A 19,277-nucleotide genomic window follows, 5' to 3' on the forward strand; every position below is an offset into this window, starting at 1 on the left:
AGCTAATCGTTTAAATAATTTTCAATATAATATTCAGCTGTTTCACTCTTATACCCGTCAATTGAAGTGAGTATTTTACCTTCTTCGTTTAGAACAATAACTAGGGGAAATATTCCCTTTTTATTGTATTTTTCAGCTGATTTTTCAATGTACGATAGCTCATTTCTAGTTAGTTTATTTCTATTTAATACAAAATCAATATTGACTAAAATATATTCTTTATTGGCTTTATCCTTAAATATTTTTGTTTCAAAAACTTCATTTTTTAGTTCTATACAAGGTTTACACCAATCAGATCCCGAAAAATAAACAAACGTCTTTTTGTTTTCTCTATGAGCTTTGTCTATTGCTTGCTCAATATTTTTATACCAAACTGCTTTGGATTTAACCGCTTGTGAATTGACTGTAGCTACAAGTAGAAGAAATACCAGCGTACTTATTTTTTTTATCATAAAATCAAAAATTTCGGCAAAAGTAGTTTTTATTTAGAATAAATTAATATAGTTTTGCCGAAATTTTTGATAAAAACTTAAAGTTTTATGGTTCGATTAACTATTCTAAAGTTCTTTGTTCTAGTTTGCTTGGTTAGGAATAATTATGGCCAAGAGGTTGTTGTTGGTTCAGGAAGTTGCGGTTCTTCTCAAACTCAAAATATGCCTGTAAAATATGATAACGGTGCTTGGAATGGTGGTAAAAACAATAGCTGGTCTCTTATGCTTTTCAAAGGAGCTGAATTAAAACAATCAGGAAATATAAGCACCATTGGATTTTACCCTAATTGTAAAAATAGAAATCTAGATTATCCAGTTGTTTCAAGACAGAGAATTTATTTTAAAGAAACATTGGATGATAAGATAACTGACGTTTCAAAACCTGATTTAACTACTTATACGTTGGTATTTGAAGGAGATATTAATTGGAAAAGAAAAACTACATTTAATACAGTTAGGAATGATATTGTTTTAGATAAATCGTTCAATTACAATAAGATTAAAAACTTATTAGTTTATTTTGAAAACGAGTCAGGTGTTAATGTTGAGATGTGGGGAAGTATTCCTTTTTTATCTACTTACCATGGAACTGACAGAGGTGTTTATGCAATATATAAGCTTTCTGAAAAGGCTAAATCTACAGGGAATATAGAAAAATCTTTACCCATAACCTATTTTAAATTTTCAGTATCACAGCCTGCTATACAATTACCTAATAACCAAACAGTTTGCGCAGGAGATATTTTTGAATTTTCAGGAGTTTCAGCAATGAATTATCACACACTTTTTTGGTCAAGTTCAGGTTCTGGTACTTTTGAAGATAATTCAATATTAAATCCAAAATACTCAGCAAGTAGTGCTGATATTAAAAGTGGAAATATAATTTTAAAACTGACTGCTGAAGGAGGAAGTGGAACGGTAACAAAGAGTGTTATTTTAACCTTTAAAAAAAAGCCAATAGCTTCCATAAAAAGAAGATGATTTTAAAATGATTGATACACCTTAATATTGAAGAATGAAGCAAATATTTTTAACACTAATTGTAACGCTAGTTTGTATATTTTCTATTAGTTCACAAACTGTCACTATAAATGGAGATTCAAGTAGACCTGATATTCCAATAAATGCTACTGAAAAATATAGTTATAGTCAATTTATTTATTTGGGAGATGAAATCAACTATTCAGGATTGATAAGAAGTATAACATTTAAGTTATTAGGTAAAATGCCAGCAACACTGATTAATCAATTATGGAAAGTCAATCTTGCAGAAATAATTAATGATGATTTTTCAAATACACAGACAAATCCGTGGTTAGCTCCATTATATAAACCTTATGAAGGCTTGGTAGAAGTTTATAACGATTATGTTTTTTATGATCCAAAAAATAAGACCGTTAAAATTGTTTTTAAGAAGCCTTTTTTTTATCACAAATCTAAAAACCTTCTAGTTGAAGTTTACAAATATGCAGATGGAGAAACTAATAATATATTTTTTAAGATAAATAATAAATTTTCAAAAAAGAGAGGAATTATAACATCAAGTAATGTAGAGGCTTTTTATGATTCTTCTTCAAGAATAAGAACAGCAGTAAATTCGGTTCCTGCAGTTGATATTGAAATAATGCCTGGTTCGCCATCAATGGAACAATCGTTATTTGAATATTGTGAAGGTGATAATTTAGAGTTAACAGCAGAAGATGCTGGGACTGAAGCTACATATTTATGGACACTTCCAGATGCTTCAATAATAGAAAATAAAGACTTAACAATTAATAATCTTTCAAAGTCTCATGAAGGTATTTACATTTTAGAGGTAGTAAAAAAAGGATGTTCAAATTTGGCATTATTAGAACTAAAAGTAAATAAATTACCCGTCTTCAACCTATCTAAATTTGAAGTATGCGTAGGGCAAGAACTAAATTTAATTGATTTTGGATCCCAATCTACTTCAGGGATATTTCTTTCTTCTGATGAAAATATTGCTACTGTTACAGATGAAGGAGTTGTAAAGGCTATAAAATCAGGGATTACTTTTATTAGTTACGAAAATAAAAAAGGATGTAAAGTTAAAAAGAAGCTAATTGTAAATGATATGACCCTACCTACTTTGACAAGCAATTTGTCATCAGATACGACTTGTTATGGGGCATTAGTAGAGTTTACAGCTAGTGGTGGTATTGAGTATGAATTCATGGTAAACGGTATCAAGAAACAGTTAAGATCAACTAGTCATATTTTTAAGACAGCTTCTTTAAATAACGGAGATAAAGTAAAAGTAAAAGCTTGGAATAAATCTGGTTGTAGTTTTGAAAGCTTAGAATCTACAATTAAAGTGAAAAGAGCGCCTTATATTAATAAAATAGAAGGGAAAGATGAACAGCTTTGTGAAGGTGAAGATGCTTATTTTATTATTGAAGGTATGAAAAACTCAATCGTAACTTACGCTATTAATTCAGGAGCTTTAAAAAAAGTAACATTATTTGAAGGAAGTGCAATTGTTAAAGTATCAAATGTAGAGACTAGTCAAGAGATTCATTTGAAAAGTGTTTCGTTGGATGATTGCCAGACACTTTTAAATAACAAAGTGAATATAGAAGTAACCTCCCGACCAATAGCAATAATAAAGAATAAGAGTTAATAAGAGGTATGCGAAGAAAAATAACTACCATTTTTATATTATTTAAAGTTTATTTATAAAAAACATGAAAAAAAATATTTTAATATTAATTCTTATGTATAGTTGTCAAACCATATTCGGATTACATAATATTAGATGTGCTAAATTTTATTCTAAAGGTAAAAAGTTTGACAAAGGGATTACTGAAATAACCATTTGTGAGGGAGAAATATTACAATTAACTGCAGAGCCAGTAGCAAATGCGACTTACGAATGGGTTACACCAGATAACGAGGTAATATATGACATTGATTTAATTCGAATGAACACAACATTACTTATGTCAGGTAAGTATTCATTGGAGGTAAGAGTTAATAATTGCAGTGATATGTCATTTATTAATGTAAATATAATTCCTAAACCTAACGCAGGAATTGATTCTACATTAGAATTATTAGAAGGTTTAGAGCCTTCGGAGCAAGAATTGTTTGAAGCTTTGGAAGGTACACCAGAGTTAGGTGGCAATTGGACTAAATCTGAAAATGTATATCGTTATACTGTAAAATCAAATAATGTGTGCAATTTTTTTAGTACAGCTACAGTAGTTGTTAAACGTAGTATAAAATTAATTAATGGTTTTTCCCCAAACGATGATGGTATCAATGATACTTGGAAAGTTATATCCGATCTAGAAAAAAGGTACCCAAACAATTCATTAGTTGTATTTAGTGTAAACGGAAATAAAGTCTACAAGGCAAGTCCTTATAAAAATGATTGGAATGCAGTTTCAAATGAAGAATTAACTATTAATCACAATAAAAAGCTTCCTCCTGGATCGTATTACTATATCCTTGAACTCCAAGATTCAAATAAGAACACTTTAAAGGGTTGGTTACAAATAAACTACTAGAGTAGGGTGGGTTTCATATTTTCATTTAAATAGTTTAGAGGTTAATTAAAATTAACCAAAGTTTACATTGAAAAATGGAGAATAAAATATTACCTACATTCTAGTTTTTAGCATTGTATGCTTTTAATTTATTGATAATGAATTTTAAAAAAGATAATATAAATAATCCTATACTTAGTTAAAAATGATAATATGAGCAAAAAATTACTTTTTACAATTTTAGTAATTACATCACTAAAATTACACTCTCAAGAGGAAGTTACTGTCGGTACTCCTATTTGTGGTACATCAATTACGTCAATAGCACCAGCTAATTATGACTTTGTACTAGACAAAAAAAATAGCTGGGTAAATATGCTTTACCCTTCCTCAAAAATTAGAGCCTCAGGTAATATCAAGGGAATAGCTTTTTTTTCAGATTGCATGGTAACATCAAATTGTACATTTAACGAAGCAAAAAATCAAAAAATTTTTCTAAAAGAGGTTGATTCAGCTCAGTTTTTATCAACACAAGAACCAGATTTATCAACTTATACATTAGTTTTTGATGGTAATATTACCTGGAAAAGAGGGTTAAATAGTGTTGAAAATTCAAAAACACAAATAGTATTTAAAACTCCTTTTCAATACTCAGGAAATAAAACGTTAGCTATTTATTTTTTAAATGAAAATAATCAAGCTTTAGGTGGATTTATAGGTTGTGGTTCGTCTCCTTCTTTTTTATGTTTTTCAGGTGAAGAAAATTCACTTCGATATGAAAATTTTAAAAAAGATCAAAAGTCAGGAACTGGAAATTATGACAGTGCCTTACCAATTATTCGTTTATATTTCGATAACATAAATATAGATGACTTTACCCCATCTACGTCTAAAACTCAAATTACTGCTAGTCCGACCGAAATTTTAGCAAATGGATTCTCCTCTAGTTTAATAACAGTGCAGTTGTTTAATGCGAACGGTGATATTTTAAATCATGGAGGGCATTCAGTTAGTCTAAATACTACAGTAGGTGAGTTGAGTAGTATAGTGGATAATAATGATGGAACTTATGTTGCTTATTTAACGAGTAGTGTTCTTCCTGGAACAGCAACGCTATCAGGCAAGTTAAATGGCATGGATATAGACACTACTGTCGAGGTAGAATTTAAGAAAAGTACAGATAATCCAATAGATCCGAGCTTGCCTATGGACTCAATTAAGTTGTCAGATCTTGTTCAGGCTTTTTCACCAAATGGAGACGGTAAAAATGATGTGTGGAGAATTTTGCCTAATATTTCAACCAAATATCCTAATAATTCATTACAGATTTTTAATCGTAAAGGAAACTTAGTTTTTCGAGCTAAACCATATCATAATGATTGGGGAGGAATATCTGAAGGTAAACTCACATTTTCTAGTGATTCAAAGGTAGCGGTAGGCCCGTATTATTTTATTTTAAATACGGGTACAGAAATAACACTTAAGGGGTGGGTATTTGTTAATTATTAAAAAAAATAAGATGTATTTTAAAAAAATAATCATAATAGTTATTAATATTGTTTGGGGGTCTTTTGTTTTTGGGCAGACAAATGTAGATTATTCATTGTATAATTATAGTCTTAATTTGGTAAATCCTGCATTTGCGGGACAACAAAAAAATGCTGAGTTAATAGTTAATTCAAAAATGCAATGGGTGGGTATAAAAGATGCACCAAGAACTAGTACTTTTTCTTTAAATATGCCTTTTAAAAACGGATTAGGTATTGGATTTAGTGTAATAAATGATAAAGTATTTGTACTTAGTCAAACCAAATTAGCTTTAGATATTTCTTATCAATTGAAATTAGCAGAGACTCATAAGCTGCAATTTGGAATCAAAGCACTAGCGAATATTTATAATGGAGATATCAATAAGATAAAAACAGAAGAGCAAAACGATCAGCTTTTTGCTGAGGCAATTAATAAAGTGAGTCCTAATTTTACAATAGGAGCTGCTATTACTACCGATGATTACTTCATGCATTTATCAATAAATAATATTTTGATTGACAATAAATATGAAACAATAATTGGATCCAAAAAGGCCAATAGACTAGATATATCTATTGGAGGAGGCTACAGTTTTATACTAAATAATAATTTGATGTTAATACCTTCAACTTTAATTAGAGTTGAAGAAGGAGCTCCGCTATTTTTTGATATAAATGGAGTGTTAGAAATAAATAAAAAGTATAATATTGGATTGTCATATACTTGGAATAATTCTTTTCATATCAATGGATTGTTACCTGTTGTTGATTGGATTCAATTGGGGTATGGATACCGTTTATACACTAACGATTTAAGAGCAGAACAAAACGGAACTCACGAATTTATAGCCTTATTTAATTTAGATAATATTTTATAAAAATAATAATGATGTTAATTATTGATTATAGGGTTATAGAACCTAATGATCGGTATTTGTTTTTGAAATAAGAATAATTTTCATACCCAAAGCTAAAATAAACAGGATTTTTTTAAAGTTTATTTCCACTTTAAAATATTATTGTAGGAAGATTAAAAATCCTGTTTATTATTAAAGTTGTTTTTCTTAATAGGTAGGTTTGTGAGTTTATCATTAACTAAGCGAAATATTCCAAGAGGATTCTCATCCTTTAATTCAATTGGTAGTAAATCATCAGGCCAATTTTGAAAACTGATAGGTCTTATCCATCTTTTTATGGAAGTTGTTCCAACAGCCGAAAACTTTGGGTTAGTTGATGATGGATAGGGACCCCCATGAACCATAGAGGAGCATACTTCTACTCCTGTAGGGATGTCATTTATAATAATACGACCAACTTTATCTGTTAAAATTGAAAGTAAATGATAATGTTCGGATAGTTCTTTCTTGCTGCCAAGAATAGTACCAGTTAACTGCCCATTTAGATTGCTAATAGCATTCTTTAGTTCTTCTATATTTTTGCACTTTACAATTAATGAGAACGGACCAAATACTTCTTGTTGAAGCAAATTATTCTTGATAAAATCGTCTCCATTTACTATTGCAATCGTTTGTTGAGCATAATTTTTATTTTCAATTTCACTATTATAAGTAGTTTTTATTAAAACATTCTCTCCGCAAATTATTTCTTTTCGTTTGATATTATAAGCATTTCTTATTCCAGGATTTATCATGCACTTTGGAGAGGTTTTTTGAACTTCTTGTACTAATTTTTCTATAAAAAGATCAAAATGTTTGCTATCAATTCCAAAAATTAGACCTGGTTTTGTACAAAATTGTCCGGCATCTGTGGTAATGGAACTGGCATATATTTTAGATATTTCTTCTGTTTTTGATGCAAGTATTGAGGGGAGTACTATAACAGGGTTAACGCTTCCCATTTCTGCAAATACAGGAATTGGAACTTTTCTTTTGGAAGCTATATCAAATAAAGATCTACCTCCTTCAATGCTTCCTGTAAAGCCAATAGCTTTAATTAATGAATGTTTTGCTAGTATTTGTCCAACTTCTATTCCACTGGAGTTTAAATTTGAGAAAACACCGTTTGGCATACCTGTTTCTTTAGCAGCTTTTATAACAGCGGATGAAATTAGTTCACCAGTTCCGGAATGCATCGGGTGTGATTTTATAATAACGGGACAGCCAGCAGCTAGTGCAGATGCCGTATCACCACCAGCAGTCGAGTAGGCAAGAGGAAAGTTACTAGCACCAAAAATAAGGACAGGTCCAATGGGAATATTCATCCTTCTTAAATCAATTTTTGGTAATGAAATTCTTTGAGTGTTGCTTTTATGAATACTAGCTTCAATCCAATTTCCTTCATTTAATAATTTACTAAAGGAATGCAGTTGAAATATAGTTCTTGTTCGTTCTTTAATTGCTCTTTCTTTTGAAAGACCTGTTTCAGAACAATAAGTTTCTATTAGTAGATTCCCAATGTTCAAAATTTCTTCAGCTATTTTATTAAGGAACCTACTTTTTTTAGTGCTAGAAAAGGTTTTAAAAATTGTAAAAGCGTCATTAGCCAGCTTAACAGCTTCATTTATTTCTTCGTTAGAAGCTTCATAAAATATGTAATCGTTTTGTTTTTGTAGTTCAGGGTTATAGGTTTTGTATGTTTTTGTGCCTTTTGCGGATAGCTTAAAACCTACATAGTTTTGACCTGAAATACTCGAGTTATGAAACTTATATGATGCCATTTCTTGTAATTTATGAGGCAATATAGTAACTTATGAATAAACATAAGACATAGTCAATTATTTAGTAAATATATATTTTTGTTAATATTATAATTTTTTGTTTTTTGAAAAATTAACATTTTTTAGCTTGTTGTTGTTTATATTTGATACCTATTAGATATTTTGATGAAGATTAATGTAATTCTACCGTTGATGTTGTTTTTGTTTGGAGTTCACACGAGAGCTCAAGAAACACTTCCGATCTATTTTGATTATCTCTCAGATAATGTGTATTTAATCCATCCAGCAGCAGCAGGAATTGGAGAATGTGGAAAGGTAAGGTTAACAGCAAGACAGCAATGGGCAGGTGTAAAAAACGCTCCAGAATTACAAACTTTAAGTTTCCATTCTAAAACAGGTATGGACTCAAAGGCTGCATATGGTTTTGTGTTATTTAATGATAAAAATGGATTTCATTCTCAAAAAGCATTTCAGGGAACATATGCATATCATTTACCGTTAGGAAATGAAAATCAATTCAATCAGTTGTCTTTTGGACTTTCAATGTCAATAGTTCAAAATCAGGTTGATCAAACTACTTTTTTTAATGACCCCACTATAAGCCAAATTGTAGAAAGTAATATGTATTATAATGCAGATTTTGGAATAGCATATCATTATAAAGGGTTTTCATCATATATAACAATAAAAAATATTTTGCTATCAGCAAAAGGTCAATTAAACTCAGAATTTGAATCTCTTAACCTGAAAAATTTTATAATTAGTGCAGGTTATTTTTTCGGAAATGAAAAAAGAATTCAATTAGAACCAACGATGATGTTACAATATAAAGACCATACAGGGGAAAAAGTTTTGGATTTGAATATGAAATTTTACAAAAAAATAAAGAATAATAGAGCACAATTATGGAGTGGAATATCCTATAGAATAGGATTTGGAGGAGATGTGTTTGGAAATACGAATTATATTTCACCATTTATAGGGATAAATTATAATAAACTTATGTTTGGTTATACATATACTAAACAAACTGGAGACATTGTATTTGGTAACGGTAATTTCCACCAATTGTCATTTGGAATAAATGTACTATGCAGAAAAAGAAGAGCGTCAGCTTGCCCTAATATTAATGGTAGTTTATTTTAAAAATAAACCTCTTTGATTTCTATTTCGGATTTATAATTTTCTAATATTTTTTTTAGTACACTAGCCTTTTTATTCACAAAAAAATTGTGGAATGGCTTAATTTCTTTTTGCTTATTGATTAAGTTTTTCGATTCCAATATATTTTTTGTTTGCAGAGCTACAGCATTACCTGAGTCAATAATTATAACAGAGGGGCCTACAATATCCTGTATTTGATTTTTTAGATATGGGTAATGAGTACAGCCTAAAACAATGTGGTCAACATTCGCTTTAATCATAGGTTTAAGATATCTTCTTAAAAGTATTTCCATATCTTTTGAGTTTATATTCCCTTTTTCAATTAAGTTTACTAAACCTTCTCCTACTTGTTCTATTATAGCTAATTCAGTACTTAAGCTAGAAGAAGTTTTTTCAAATAATTTACTGTTTAAAGTTCCTTTGGTGGCAAGAATACCAACAGCATTTGTTCTTGTTTTTAAAGCTGCGGGCTTTATTGCTGGTTCAATACCTATAAAAGGTATTTTATACCGATTTCTTAAAACATCAATAGCATTGGTTGTTGCGGTATTACATGCTACAATAATTATTTTACAATTTTTACTTAATAGGTATTCTGTATTTTTTATGGCAAATTCAATAATTTGTTCTTTGTTTTTATTTCCATAAGGTGCATTCTTACTATCAGAGAGATAGATAGTACTTTCATTCGGCATTAAGAAATGTATTTCTTTCCAAATAGACGTTCCGCCAATTCCGGAATCAAATAAACCAATAGGATACTCAGAATGTTTCATTGTTACTTACAAAAATAAAAAACCTACTTTTTATATGAAAGTAGGTTTTTTAATTATATCCTTTACAACGTGTATTAGAAACCTAATTTTGCTTTTACACTTTCATAAATATCTTCCCCTTTTTCAAAAACAATAAGACCACTACCAGGTGCAGAGTCAAATACATAAATGAATCCTTTTTCAGCAGCAACAGCTTTTATTGCTTCTTGAGCTTTTTTTATAATCGGAACTCTTTTTTCTTGAAACTTTTTTGACAATTCCTGAGTTGCTTGTTGTTCAGCTTGAGCTATTTTTTGTCTTTCTTGTTGAATTTCTATAACTCTTTTTTGATTTTCTTCTTGAGTTTGACTTTTACCCTCAGCGTCATATTTAGCTATTTTAGCTTGATGTTTTTTGATCATACCTTCAATGTCATCACTGTAAGTTTTCTTTAACTTATCAAGCTCAATTTGCATTGCCTTTGTTTCTGGCATATTTTCTAACAATTTAACAGTGTCAATATGCGCATTTTTTTGAGCGTTAGCAACACCAGCCAATCCAATTGTAAAAACTGCAGCTAATAATAACTTCTTTAAATGTTTCATTTTTGTTGTTTTGATTTAATAATTGTCTTTATTCTTGATTTATTTGTTTTCTTCTTGATTTTTCTTTTCTTCGGCTTTTTCTTTTTCCTTAGCTTTTCTTAAAGCCTCTTTTTTCTCCATTAATAGTTTTCTTTTATCTGCCTGAGCTTTTAAACGAGCCTTTCTTTGTTCTTCAATTTTCTTTATTCTTTCTTCTCTTTCCTTTATTTTCTTTTGCTTGAGTGCTTCTCGTTGCTTTTGCTTTTCGCTTATATTTTTGTTAGCTAAAAGTTCTTTTTTAGCCTCTATTTTTTCTTTTTTGTTTTGTTGTTTTTGATCAATTCTTATTAATTTAACAATCAGGTCGCTAATATCGTGTTTTTTATTAGAATATAGCATGACTAAATCCGAAGATTTATCAAAAACAAAATCATACTTCTTTTTTGAGGCGATGTCTTGAACAGCATTATAAACTTGATCTTGAACAGGTTGTATAAGTTGCTTTCTAAGGTTAAACATATCACCTCTTGGGCCAAAGTATAAAGATTCAAGACGTCTTAACGCTTCTTGCTTTACTTGAATGTCTTCTTCACGCTCTTCAATAAGCTCTTTTGTAAGTATAGCCTTTTCATTAGACAAGTCGGTTTTTAAAACTTCTATTTTGCGAGCTTCTTTATCTAATTTATTTTTCCATTTTTCAACTTTAGCATTAAGTGCATTTTGAGCTTCAATATATTCAGGAATATTATCTAGAATGTAGTCCATGTCAATATAAGCTAAGCGCTGACTTTTTTGGGAAAAAGCTACAGTTACAATAAATAAAAGAACTGTTATAAAAATGTTTTTTTTCATTTTGATATAATGTATTTTGAAAAAATCGTGCCAAAAATCAGAAAAACTATAAATGACTGATTTTAGAACTGTCTTCCAATTATAAAATGTGTTTGCCAACCTGAATTTTGAGTTGGGTCAATAGTATCTTCAAATCCTGGTAACGGATCAAATCCATAACCAAAATCGATACCTAACAAACCAAAAGCAGGCATAAAAATACGAACACCAAGACCTGCTGAACGTTTTAAATTAAACGGGTTATATTCTTTAAAATTGTCATATGAATTACCTGCCTCTAAAAATCCTAATGTATAAATAGAAGCCGATGGTTTATCTGTTATAGAATAACGTAATTCTAATTGAAATTTATTGTATATAGAGCCTCCATCAATAGATGAGATCCTATTATTTTCGTAACCTCTAAGACCAATAACTTCTCTTCCATCTAATTGTCCTTGAGCAATACCATCTCCACCAACAAAATAGCGCTCTACTGGAGTTATTCCGAGTTCATTGTTATAAGTTCCTAAGTACCCTAATTCAAAGTTTGACATTAAAACCAACTTATTAGCTAGCTGACTATACCATTTACCTTTTGCAGATAGTTTGTAGTATTCAAGCCATTTATATTTGTCTGCAAAATAGGCTTGTTCTTCGGGTGATCCAGAATAAGCATCATCTGGTTTCGAATAGTCTTTACCAGTTATTAGTGAATAAGGAAGCGTTGCTTTTGCACGAATCGTAAATTCAGAACCGTAGGTTGGAAAAATTAAGCTAGGCCCAGCAGAATTTCTTGAAAAAGCTATTGTATAAGCTAAGTTATTGAGATCTCCTTGATTAATAAAATCAGTTCTGGAAGAGCCAACAGGATAGTTATAATTATTAAGAGCTATTCGCTGGTAGCTAATTGATTGAGACAGACTGAAAAAATCATCAGGCCATTTCAATCGTTTAGAGAGTCCTACTTGAGCTCCTAAGATGCTTAGACTCTGGTCTCTATCTACAGTATTTGTTCTAAAGTTAAACCTATACTGGTTTGATGTATATATCGAAAAAGATAGTGATTGAGGAGTTTTACCTCCTAGCCAAGGCTCTGTAAATGAAAAGCTGTAAGTGTTGAATGTTCTACTAGCTTGTAAACGAAGCGATAAACTCTGTCCATCTCCCATAGGTAATGGCTTATATGCTTCTTTGTTGAATATGTTTCTTATTGAGAAATTATTAAAAGACAAACCTAATGTCCCAATAAAAGAGCCTCCTCCATAACCTCCTTGAAGTTCAATTTGACTACCACCTTTTTCAACAACAGAAAAATCAATATCAGCAGTTTTATCCTGGTAATTAGGTTTTACATCGGGAGTAACATTTGTGTCAAAGAAACCTAATTGCCCAATTTCACGAATTGAACGAATAATATTTTGTCTACTGAAAAGATCACCAGGTTTTACACGAAGTTCTCTGAAAATAACATGGTCATTTGTTTTATCATTACCAGAAACTGTTACTTTTTTAATCGTTGCTTGCTCATCTTCTCTTATTCTTACTTCAACAGTAATTGAATCATTTTTCACTTTTGTTTCTACTGCATTAACTTGAGAAAATAAAAAACCACTATTGTGATATAATGTCTGTATATCCTGAGAAGTAGGAGTTCCATCTCCTGAAATTCTTTCCTTTAGTATTTTACCATTGTAAATATCTCCCTTTTCTATTTTTAAACGATTTTTTAATTGTTCGTCAGAGTAACTTTTATTACCGACAAAAACGATATCTGCAAACCTATATTGACGTCCCTCTTCAAGTTCTATGTCTAAGTTTATAGTATTATCATTGTTCCAGCTAACCTTGTCTGACAAAATTCGTGCATCTCTATAACCTCTTTCACTATATTTTTCAAGTATATTTTCTAGGTCCTCTTTATAGTCATCTACGATATATTTTGATGATTTCCAGAAGCGTCCTAAAAATTTACGCTTGGTGTTTTTCATGGCACCTCTCAACGATCTACTTGATAAAGCTTTGTTGCCAGAAAAATTTATTTCTTTTATTTTTATACGATCACCTTTATCTATAAAAATACTCATACTTACTGTATTCACATCAGAAGTATCTTTCTTTGTGTCAACAGAGACTTTTGTTTTTAAAAAACCTTTATCAGTGTATTTTTTCTTTATGTAATTTCTTGTCGTTACAATTAAATTATCTGTAACCATAACTCCTTTTCTGAGCTCAGTTTCTTTTTCCAAATCTTTAGCTTTGGATTTACTAACACCACTAATTTTAATTTTTGCCAGTTGAGGTAGTTCTTGAACATCAAATTGTAAATAAACTGTTTCCCCGTCTCGTTTTGATAAGTAAACATCTACTTCACTGAATTGCTTACTTTCGTATAGTTTTTTTATTGCACTTGTAAGCTTATCACCAGGAAGTCTGATTGGTTGACCAGTTATTAATCCACTATATACTCTTACAGTTTGTTCATTGAATTTTTGTAAACCAGTCACTGTAATACCCCCTAAAATATATTGTTTCCCTTTTTCATAATTAACAATATTGGAGGTGTTTTTAATATTGTTTTTGGTCTCTTGAGCCTTTACTTTTATTACCGTAAAAGCAGTAATTATGAGTGCAAATAAAAATGAATTTCTATTCATTGGTTTTAATCTGTTCACTTGTTTTTCCAAATCGTCTCTCCCTATTTTGATAATCTAATATGGCATTATAAAGATTTTCTTTTCTAAAATCAGGCCATAATACATCCGTAAAATAAATTTCTGCATAAGCCATTTGCCATAATAAAAAATTACTTATTCTATGTTCCCCACTTGTACGTATCATCAAATCAACGTCAGGCAAATTAAATGTATATAAATGATTATTTATAATTTTATCGTTAATTTTTTCTATTTCTAATTCATTATTAACAACTTTTTTAGATATGTTTTTAATAGCATTAACAATTTCTTCTCTAGCTCCGTAGCTAAGGGCAAAGGTAAGTGTAATTTTATGATTGTTTTTAGTCTCTTGAATTACATTATTCAGGACTTTTTGAGCAGTTTTCGGTAAAATTTTTGTGTTTCCTATAGCGTTTACCCTTACATTTTTTTTCATAAATTCGGGTAATTCTTTTTTCAAAGTAGTAATCAATAGACTCATTAACGCATCCACCTCAAGTTTTGGCCTACTCCAATTTTCTGTAGAAAAAGCATACATTGTTAGATACTTAACTCCTAATTCTGATGCGGTGTCAGCGGTTTCTCTTATTGCAGTAAGGGCGTTACGATGACCAAAAATACGTTGCATTCCTTTACCTTTTGCCCATCTACCGTTTCCATCCATTATAACAGCGATATGATTAGGGACTTTATGTAAATTAATACTTCGTAATTTTTCTTTCATATATGTTAATTAGTTAACCCACTATAACATTGTGGTCTTCCAAAGGTATAAACAATTGATATTCCCGTAAAGGTATATAAATCATTTCCATTTCCTCCAAAATCTAGATTGTTAATTTTCGGCGTGCTATAATCTATCTCATCTGTAAAAGTATATCTAGCTCCTATTTCGAAAGCAATTGCAAGGGAGTCAAATAATAAACCTTTAATTCCTATTCCAAAAGGAATTGCAAAAGAAAACTTATTTTGAAAATATATTTCATCATCAAGAGCTCTTTTTGAGGCAGTACCATGATTAAATGCAGCTAACTGAGCAAAAATATAAGGAGTGTAAGTTGTTCTATAGTCACTTATATTATAATCATAAAAGTTAAATTCAGCCCCTGCTGCGAATTCATGAATATTATTTGAAAAGCTTCTGTTTTGTAGTTTTCGGAAAGAATTATCTGAATTACTGTCATTTCCTTGAAGAGAAATATAGGTATAGTTCCCTCTAAGGGCTATTCTTGGGTTTATGTTAAATTTGTACATAATACCACCAGAAAGCTTATTTGGGTAAATATAGTTCGTCCTTCCAACATCTCCAATAAAGTTAGAACCGCCAAGCAAAATACCCACTTCATGGCTCTGTGCAAGGGTTATAGTTGAAATTATTACTGATAATATGAATAAAACTCGTTTTTTCATTATAAAATTGGCGTGCAAATATAGTAAAATGAATTTGCTTTAAAAAGTTAATAAATTGTCTTTTCTGATTAACTTTTTTTTTGCTAATTTATTGTAGGAACTTTTCTTAAAGTGCTTTATTTCTAGTATCTTCTCCCCAAAGTAACTTACTTCTTAGTGTTTTTAAATATGATTGGTTTTTTAAAATCACACTTTTGATCGTGAACGGAGCTCTTTTTATGAGTATTTTTGTGTCTTGATTTACAGTGGTAATTCTTGAGTCTAGTGTTAATAAAAAATCTTTTTCTCGTGCACTAACTTCAAGTTCAATGGAGGTTTCATCTGAAATTAACATTGGTCTGGCATTTAAATTGTGTGGAGCAATTGGAGTTATGATGATACTTTTTGAATTAGGCAGTACTACGGGGCCTTGACAGCTAAGTGAATAGCCTGTAGAGCCTGTTGGGGTAGCTATAATAAGCCCATCAGCCCAATAATTTGTTAAATATTCTCCATTCAAAAATGTTTTAATTCCAATCATAGAAGTGGTGTTCTTTCTGGCGACAGTTATTTCATTTAATGCGAAATTCAGCTCAGTGAACTCCTCATTTTTTGGGTTGGTTTGAATTTCTAAGAGGGTTCTTTCATGAATTGTATATTCTTCATTTAATATTAATTTGATCGCTTGATCAATTTGATTTTTTTGAACAGTTGCTAAAAAGCCAAGACGCCCCGTGTTTATTCCTAATATCGGAATGTTTAAATTTCTGATGTAGGTTATAGCCCTTAAAATTGTCCCGTCTCCACCAATAGTAAAAAAAAGATCAAAAGAATCTGATAAGTCATTAAAATGGGTGTATGTTGGATATTTTTTATCAAGTGTATGTTCTTTTGTAAGTAGGTCGTAAAAATCCTTTTCAAAAAATACAACGATATTATGTTGGTTCAATATAGTTAGTAATAATTTGATTTCCTTTTCGGCAGATATAGTATAAGATTGACCGTAAATAGCTACTTTTTTCAAAATATTAGTTCTAATTTTAAAATTTTAATTTTTAGTTACATGTCAAGGTATTTCCTTAAGTATCTAGCTCTATCCTTGAGTTCTTCTAAATAAGAATCATCTTCATGTTGGGTAATAACCGTGTAACCATAACGTCTAAAAGTTTGTATAATATCATTGATAATATCTGTTGATATTTTTAAGGTAATCTGAACTGTTTCTTGATGTTCAAAGGAGATATACATTCCTAAAAGTTTCCCCTTATTACTTTCAACTATTTGAGAAATTTCACTCATTGAATAGTCTGTATTATTTTTTTCTACTACCAATGTTTCACTATCTAGATGAAGGAAAGGACTGTCGACAAAAGCATTTAAAATGTCTCCTAATTCATAATATCCAATATACCCTAACTCCTTATCCAAGACAGGAATTAAATTACAATCATTGTCGGCAAATAAAGAAATTAAATCTAATAAGCTTGCTTTTTCACTAGTATAAAAATGATCAAGTAAATAGTCGTAGTTTTTTAACCCGTCGTTTTTATTTTCAATTGTTTGAATATCACTACTAGGTAAACAGCCTACTAATTTTCCATTTTTCACTATTGGAATGTGAGTTATGGGCAACTCCCTACATAATTCAAGAGCATCCGCTATAGTGTTATCAAGGTGTAGTTCTTGAATTTCGTTTAGTATAAAATCGTTAATATTCATCATTACGGATATAGGTTAAAATGATTTAATGATTTACCTTTGCCTTCAACAAAATCTTACTAAATATTATTAAGTATTTTTTACAATGACAAAGTTAAGTGTAAATATAAATAAAATAGCAACGTTACGTAACTCAAGGGGAGGGAACGTTCCAAATTTATTACAAGTTGCTAAAGATATTCAAGAATTTGGAGCGGATGGCATCACGATTCATCCACGACCAGATGAAAGGCACATTCGATATGCAGATGCAATCGACTTAAAGCCTCTTGTCACTACAGAATACAATATAGAAGGAAATCCAATTACTAAGTTTAAAGATTTAGTTAATCAAGTTAAGCCAACCCAAGTTACGTTAGTTCCAGATGGAGATGATGTTTTAACTTCAAACGCAGGATGGGATACTGTGAAGCATCAATCTTATTTAAAGGATATTATATCTGAGTTTAAGGAAGTCGGTATAAGAACTTCTATTTTCATAGATACAAATTTGAACCTTATAGAGGCAGCATCAACTACAGGAGCTGATCGAATTGAATTGTACACAGAGGATTATGCTACGGAATATGCGAAAGGAAACTACCAAGTCGTAGATAAATATTCGAAGGCTGCTAATTTAGCAAATGATTTAGGCTTGGGCATTAATGCGGGTCATGACTTAAATTTGGAAAATATAGAATTCTTCAAACAAAATATTCCAAATTTAGCAGAGGTGTCAATAGGTCACGCTTTAATTTCTGAAAGTATTTATCTGGGATTAGAAAATGTGGTAAATATGTATTTGCATAAACTCAAATAACTTCGTTAAAAAGAGATGGGTATTTTACATTCAAAAATAGTTGGTAAAGGAGTTCCTTTGTTGATTTTACATGGATATTTTGGTATGGGTGATAATTGGAAGTCTCATGCAAATAAATTTGCAAACGAAGGTTTTGAGGTCCACTTAATTGATCAAAGAAATCATGGTAGAAGCTTTCATTCAGATTTATTTAATTACGAATTATTAGCCAATGATTTATTAAACTATATTCAATACCATTCGATTCAAAAACCGCATATATTGGGGCATTCAATGGGAGGAAAAACAGCGATGTTATTTGCTGTTAAATATGCTGATTTGTTAAGTAAATTAGTAATAGCAGATATCTCGCCACGACAATACCCTCCTCATCATCATGATATTTTAACAGCGCTTAACTCTGTTGATTTTAATATTCAAAATACAAGAAAATTAGTAGATTCAAAATTATCTGAACTAATACCAGAAATGGGAGTTCGTCAGTTTTTACTTAAAAATGTTTACAGAAAAAATAAAGAGGAACTCGATTTTAGATTTAATTTAAAAGTATTGACTGCTAATAATCAGGAGGTAGGTCGACCCTTGCCTTTAAATACAGAATTTAAAGGGAGTGTTTTATTTTTATTTGGATCCAAATCAAAATATATTACTTCTGAAGATATTCCCTTAATAAAAACACATTTTATAAATTCAGAAATGCAAGAAATAATCAATGCGGGCCATTGGTTGCATGCAGAAAATCCAACGGATTTTTTCAATCAAACTCTAGTTTTTTTAAAAAAATAGAGCGCTAGTAGAATTAGTTATCTTATTTTACTACTCAAAAAACGTTGAATAAAACTATGAAATGTTATTTAATTTTAAAAATTGCATGTATTTTTCTAATTTTTTAAATATCCTCTAATAATTTATCTATCTACATCAAGTATTTAAAGGGTTTTTGAGGTGGAAGCCATAGTAATTTTACGCATTTACAAAACATCTTTTTTTTACGAGATTCACTATGAAAAACCAAACCTGATGTATTGCTTTATCGGTTCTAGTTAATAAATATGATGTTTTTGTTATTTGGAGTTTTTCTTTTTACTCTATTTTATCATTACTTGTAGGTTTTATTTGTTGTTTACCAGCTGTTTAGTTTTATATGGGTTT

Annotated in this window: 18 protein-coding genes; 8 read left to right on the top strand and 10 right to left on the bottom strand. The window is 30.2% G+C overall.

Annotated features, from left to right (window positions below; all coding sequences use genetic code 11):
* Window positions 1–2: 2 nt before the first annotated feature.
* Window positions 3–452 carry a thioredoxin family protein gene (locus AC2GW8_RS11940; protein ID WP_440880096.1) on the bottom strand — a complete coding sequence of 150 codons (450 nt, stop codon included), beginning with the start codon at window positions 450–452 and terminating at the stop codon, window positions 3–5.
* 87 nt (window positions 453–539) lie between these two features.
* Here AC2GW8_RS11940 and AC2GW8_RS11945 point away from each other — a divergent pair, with 87 nt between their 5' ends.
* From AC2GW8_RS11945 to AC2GW8_RS11965, 5 genes are all read left to right on the top strand, one after another.
* Window positions 540–1,472 (top strand): hypothetical protein, encoded by a 933-nt coding sequence (locus AC2GW8_RS11945; RefSeq protein WP_440880097.1) that lies wholly within the window; start codon window positions 540–542, stop codon window positions 1,470–1,472.
* Between the two features lie 34 nt (window positions 1,473–1,506).
* Window positions 1,507–3,132, top strand: coding sequence for a hypothetical protein (locus AC2GW8_RS11950; RefSeq protein WP_440880098.1), 1,626 nt, complete (start codon window positions 1,507–1,509; stop codon window positions 3,130–3,132).
* A gap of 64 nt (window positions 3,133–3,196) precedes the next feature.
* Window positions 3,197–4,021 carry a T9SS type B sorting domain-containing protein gene (locus tag AC2GW8_RS11955; protein ID WP_440880099.1) on the top strand — a complete coding sequence of 275 codons (825 nt, stop codon included), beginning with the start codon at window positions 3,197–3,199 and terminating at the stop codon, window positions 4,019–4,021.
* A gap of 192 nt (window positions 4,022–4,213) precedes the next feature.
* Entirely contained in the window at window positions 4,214–5,509 is a 1,296-nt protein-coding gene (locus tag AC2GW8_RS11960) for a T9SS type B sorting domain-containing protein (protein WP_440880100.1), read from the top strand.
* A gap of 10 nt (window positions 5,510–5,519) precedes the next feature.
* Entirely contained in the window at window positions 5,520–6,407 is an 888-nt protein-coding gene (locus tag AC2GW8_RS11965; protein WP_440880101.1) for a PorP/SprF family type IX secretion system membrane protein, read from the top strand.
* A 152-nt stretch (window positions 6,408–6,559) separates the two neighbouring features.
* Here the strand turns inward: AC2GW8_RS11965 and AC2GW8_RS11970 are convergent, their stop codons facing one another.
* Window positions 6,560–8,206 (bottom strand): aldehyde dehydrogenase (NADP(+)), encoded by a 1,647-nt coding sequence (locus AC2GW8_RS11970; RefSeq protein ID WP_440880102.1) that lies wholly within the window; start codon window positions 8,204–8,206, stop codon window positions 6,560–6,562.
* Window positions 8,207–8,371: 165 nt separating this feature from the next.
* Between AC2GW8_RS11970 and AC2GW8_RS11975 the strand changes: the two genes are divergently transcribed.
* Window positions 8,372–9,352 carry a PorP/SprF family type IX secretion system membrane protein gene (locus AC2GW8_RS11975; RefSeq protein ID WP_440880103.1) on the top strand — a complete coding sequence of 327 codons (981 nt, stop codon included), beginning with the start codon at window positions 8,372–8,374 and terminating at the stop codon, window positions 9,350–9,352.
* On the opposite strand, the gene murI is transcribed toward AC2GW8_RS11975, so the two are convergent.
* The 8 genes from murI to AC2GW8_RS12015 all read right to left on the bottom strand — a co-directional run bounded on the left by murI (window position 9,349) and on the right by AC2GW8_RS12015 (window position 17,329).
* Window positions 9,349–10,146 (bottom strand): glutamate racemase, encoded by a 798-nt coding sequence (gene murI, locus AC2GW8_RS11980; protein ID WP_440880104.1) that lies wholly within the window; start codon window positions 10,144–10,146, stop codon window positions 9,349–9,351. The two genes, AC2GW8_RS11975 and murI, sit on opposite strands and share 4 nt — an antisense overlap.
* Window positions 10,147–10,220: 74 nt before the next feature.
* Window positions 10,221–10,730, bottom strand: a complete 510-nt coding sequence (locus AC2GW8_RS11985) for an OmpH/Skp family outer membrane protein (protein WP_440880105.1) — start codon at window positions 10,728–10,730, stop codon at window positions 10,221–10,223.
* Window positions 10,731–10,769: 39 nt separating this feature from the next.
* On the bottom strand, window positions 10,770–11,561 hold the full coding sequence (locus AC2GW8_RS11990; RefSeq protein ID WP_440880106.1) for an OmpH/Skp family outer membrane protein: 792 nt from the start codon (window positions 11,559–11,561) through the stop codon (window positions 10,770–10,772).
* Window positions 11,562–11,623: 62 nt separating this feature from the next.
* Window positions 11,624–14,197, bottom strand: coding sequence for an outer membrane protein assembly factor BamA (gene bamA / locus AC2GW8_RS11995; RefSeq protein ID WP_440880107.1), 2,574 nt, complete (start codon window positions 14,195–14,197; stop codon window positions 11,624–11,626).
* Entirely contained in the window at window positions 14,190–14,942 is a 753-nt protein-coding gene (gene uppS, locus AC2GW8_RS12000; RefSeq protein WP_440880108.1) for an undecaprenyl pyrophosphate synthase, read from the bottom strand. Before uppS ends, bamA begins: the two co-directional genes overlap by 8 nt.
* 5 nt (window positions 14,943–14,947) lie before the next feature.
* Window positions 14,948–15,628 carry a type IX secretion system protein PorG gene (porG, locus tag AC2GW8_RS12005; protein ID WP_440880109.1) on the bottom strand — a complete coding sequence of 227 codons (681 nt, stop codon included), beginning with the start codon at window positions 15,626–15,628 and terminating at the stop codon, window positions 14,948–14,950.
* Between the two features lie 106 nt (window positions 15,629–15,734).
* Complete coding sequence (locus AC2GW8_RS12010; RefSeq protein WP_440880110.1) at window positions 15,735–16,631, bottom strand: NAD kinase; 897 nt, start codon at window positions 16,629–16,631, stop codon at window positions 15,735–15,737.
* A 35-nt stretch (window positions 16,632–16,666) separates the two neighbouring features.
* Window positions 16,667–17,329, bottom strand: a complete 663-nt coding sequence (locus tag AC2GW8_RS12015; protein ID WP_440880111.1) for a CBS domain-containing protein — start codon at window positions 17,327–17,329, stop codon at window positions 16,667–16,669.
* 82 nt (window positions 17,330–17,411) lie between these two features.
* Here AC2GW8_RS12015 and AC2GW8_RS12020 point away from each other — a divergent pair, with 82 nt between their 5' ends.
* Together AC2GW8_RS12020 and AC2GW8_RS12025 are read left to right on the top strand one after the other, a co-directional pair.
* Window positions 17,412–18,125 carry a pyridoxine 5'-phosphate synthase gene (locus AC2GW8_RS12020; RefSeq protein ID WP_440880112.1) on the top strand — a complete coding sequence of 238 codons (714 nt, stop codon included), beginning with the start codon at window positions 17,412–17,414 and terminating at the stop codon, window positions 18,123–18,125.
* A gap of 15 nt (window positions 18,126–18,140) precedes the next feature.
* Window positions 18,141–18,911, top strand: coding sequence for an alpha/beta fold hydrolase (locus tag AC2GW8_RS12025; protein ID WP_440880113.1), 771 nt, complete (start codon window positions 18,141–18,143; stop codon window positions 18,909–18,911).
* Window positions 18,912–19,277 lie beyond the last annotated feature (366 nt).

This window comes from Tenacibaculum profundi, assembly GCF_057162725.1.

Bases quoted from the DNA above. Each gene is read 5' to 3' on its own strand.
- AC2GW8_RS11940 (WP_440880096.1), bottom strand. From the start codon at position 452: ATGATAAAAAAAATAAGTACGCTGGTATTTCTTCTACTTGTAGCTACA.
- AC2GW8_RS11945 (WP_440880097.1), top strand. From the start codon at position 540: ATGGTTCGATTAACTATTCTAAAGTTCTTTGTTCTAGTTTGCTTGGTT.
- AC2GW8_RS11950 (WP_440880098.1), top strand. From the start codon at position 1,507: ATGAAGCAAATATTTTTAACACTAATTGTAACGCTAGTTTGTATATTT.
- AC2GW8_RS11955 (WP_440880099.1), top strand. From the start codon at position 3,197: ATGAAAAAAAATATTTTAATATTAATTCTTATGTATAGTTGTCAAACC.
- AC2GW8_RS11960 (WP_440880100.1), top strand. From the start codon at position 4,214: ATGAGCAAAAAATTACTTTTTACAATTTTAGTAATTACATCACTAAAA.
- AC2GW8_RS11965 (WP_440880101.1), top strand. From the start codon at position 5,520: ATGTATTTTAAAAAAATAATCATAATAGTTATTAATATTGTTTGGGGG.
- AC2GW8_RS11970 (WP_440880102.1), bottom strand. From the start codon at position 8,206: ATGGCATCATATAAGTTTCATAACTCGAGTATTTCAGGTCAAAACTAT.
- AC2GW8_RS11975 (WP_440880103.1), top strand. From the start codon at position 8,372: ATGAAGATTAATGTAATTCTACCGTTGATGTTGTTTTTGTTTGGAGTT.
- murI (WP_440880104.1), bottom strand. From the start codon at position 10,146: ATGAAACATTCTGAGTATCCTATTGGTTTATTTGATTCCGGAATTGGC.
- AC2GW8_RS11985 (WP_440880105.1), bottom strand. From the start codon at position 10,730: ATGAAACATTTAAAGAAGTTATTATTAGCTGCAGTTTTTACAATTGGA.
- AC2GW8_RS11990 (WP_440880106.1), bottom strand. From the start codon at position 11,561: ATGAAAAAAAACATTTTTATAACAGTTCTTTTATTTATTGTAACTGTA.
- bamA (WP_440880107.1), bottom strand. From the start codon at position 14,197: ATGAATAGAAATTCATTTTTATTTGCACTCATAATTACTGCTTTTACG.
- uppS (WP_440880108.1), bottom strand. From the start codon at position 14,942: ATGAAAGAAAAATTACGAAGTATTAATTTACATAAAGTCCCTAATCAT.
- porG (WP_440880109.1), bottom strand. From the start codon at position 15,628: ATGAAAAAACGAGTTTTATTCATATTATCAGTAATAATTTCAACTATA.
- AC2GW8_RS12015 (WP_440880111.1), bottom strand. From the start codon at position 17,329: ATGATGAATATTAACGATTTTATACTAAACGAAATTCAAGAACTACAC.
- AC2GW8_RS12020 (WP_440880112.1), top strand. From the start codon at position 17,412: ATGACAAAGTTAAGTGTAAATATAAATAAAATAGCAACGTTACGTAAC.
- AC2GW8_RS12025 (WP_440880113.1), top strand. From the start codon at position 18,141: ATGGGTATTTTACATTCAAAAATAGTTGGTAAAGGAGTTCCTTTGTTG.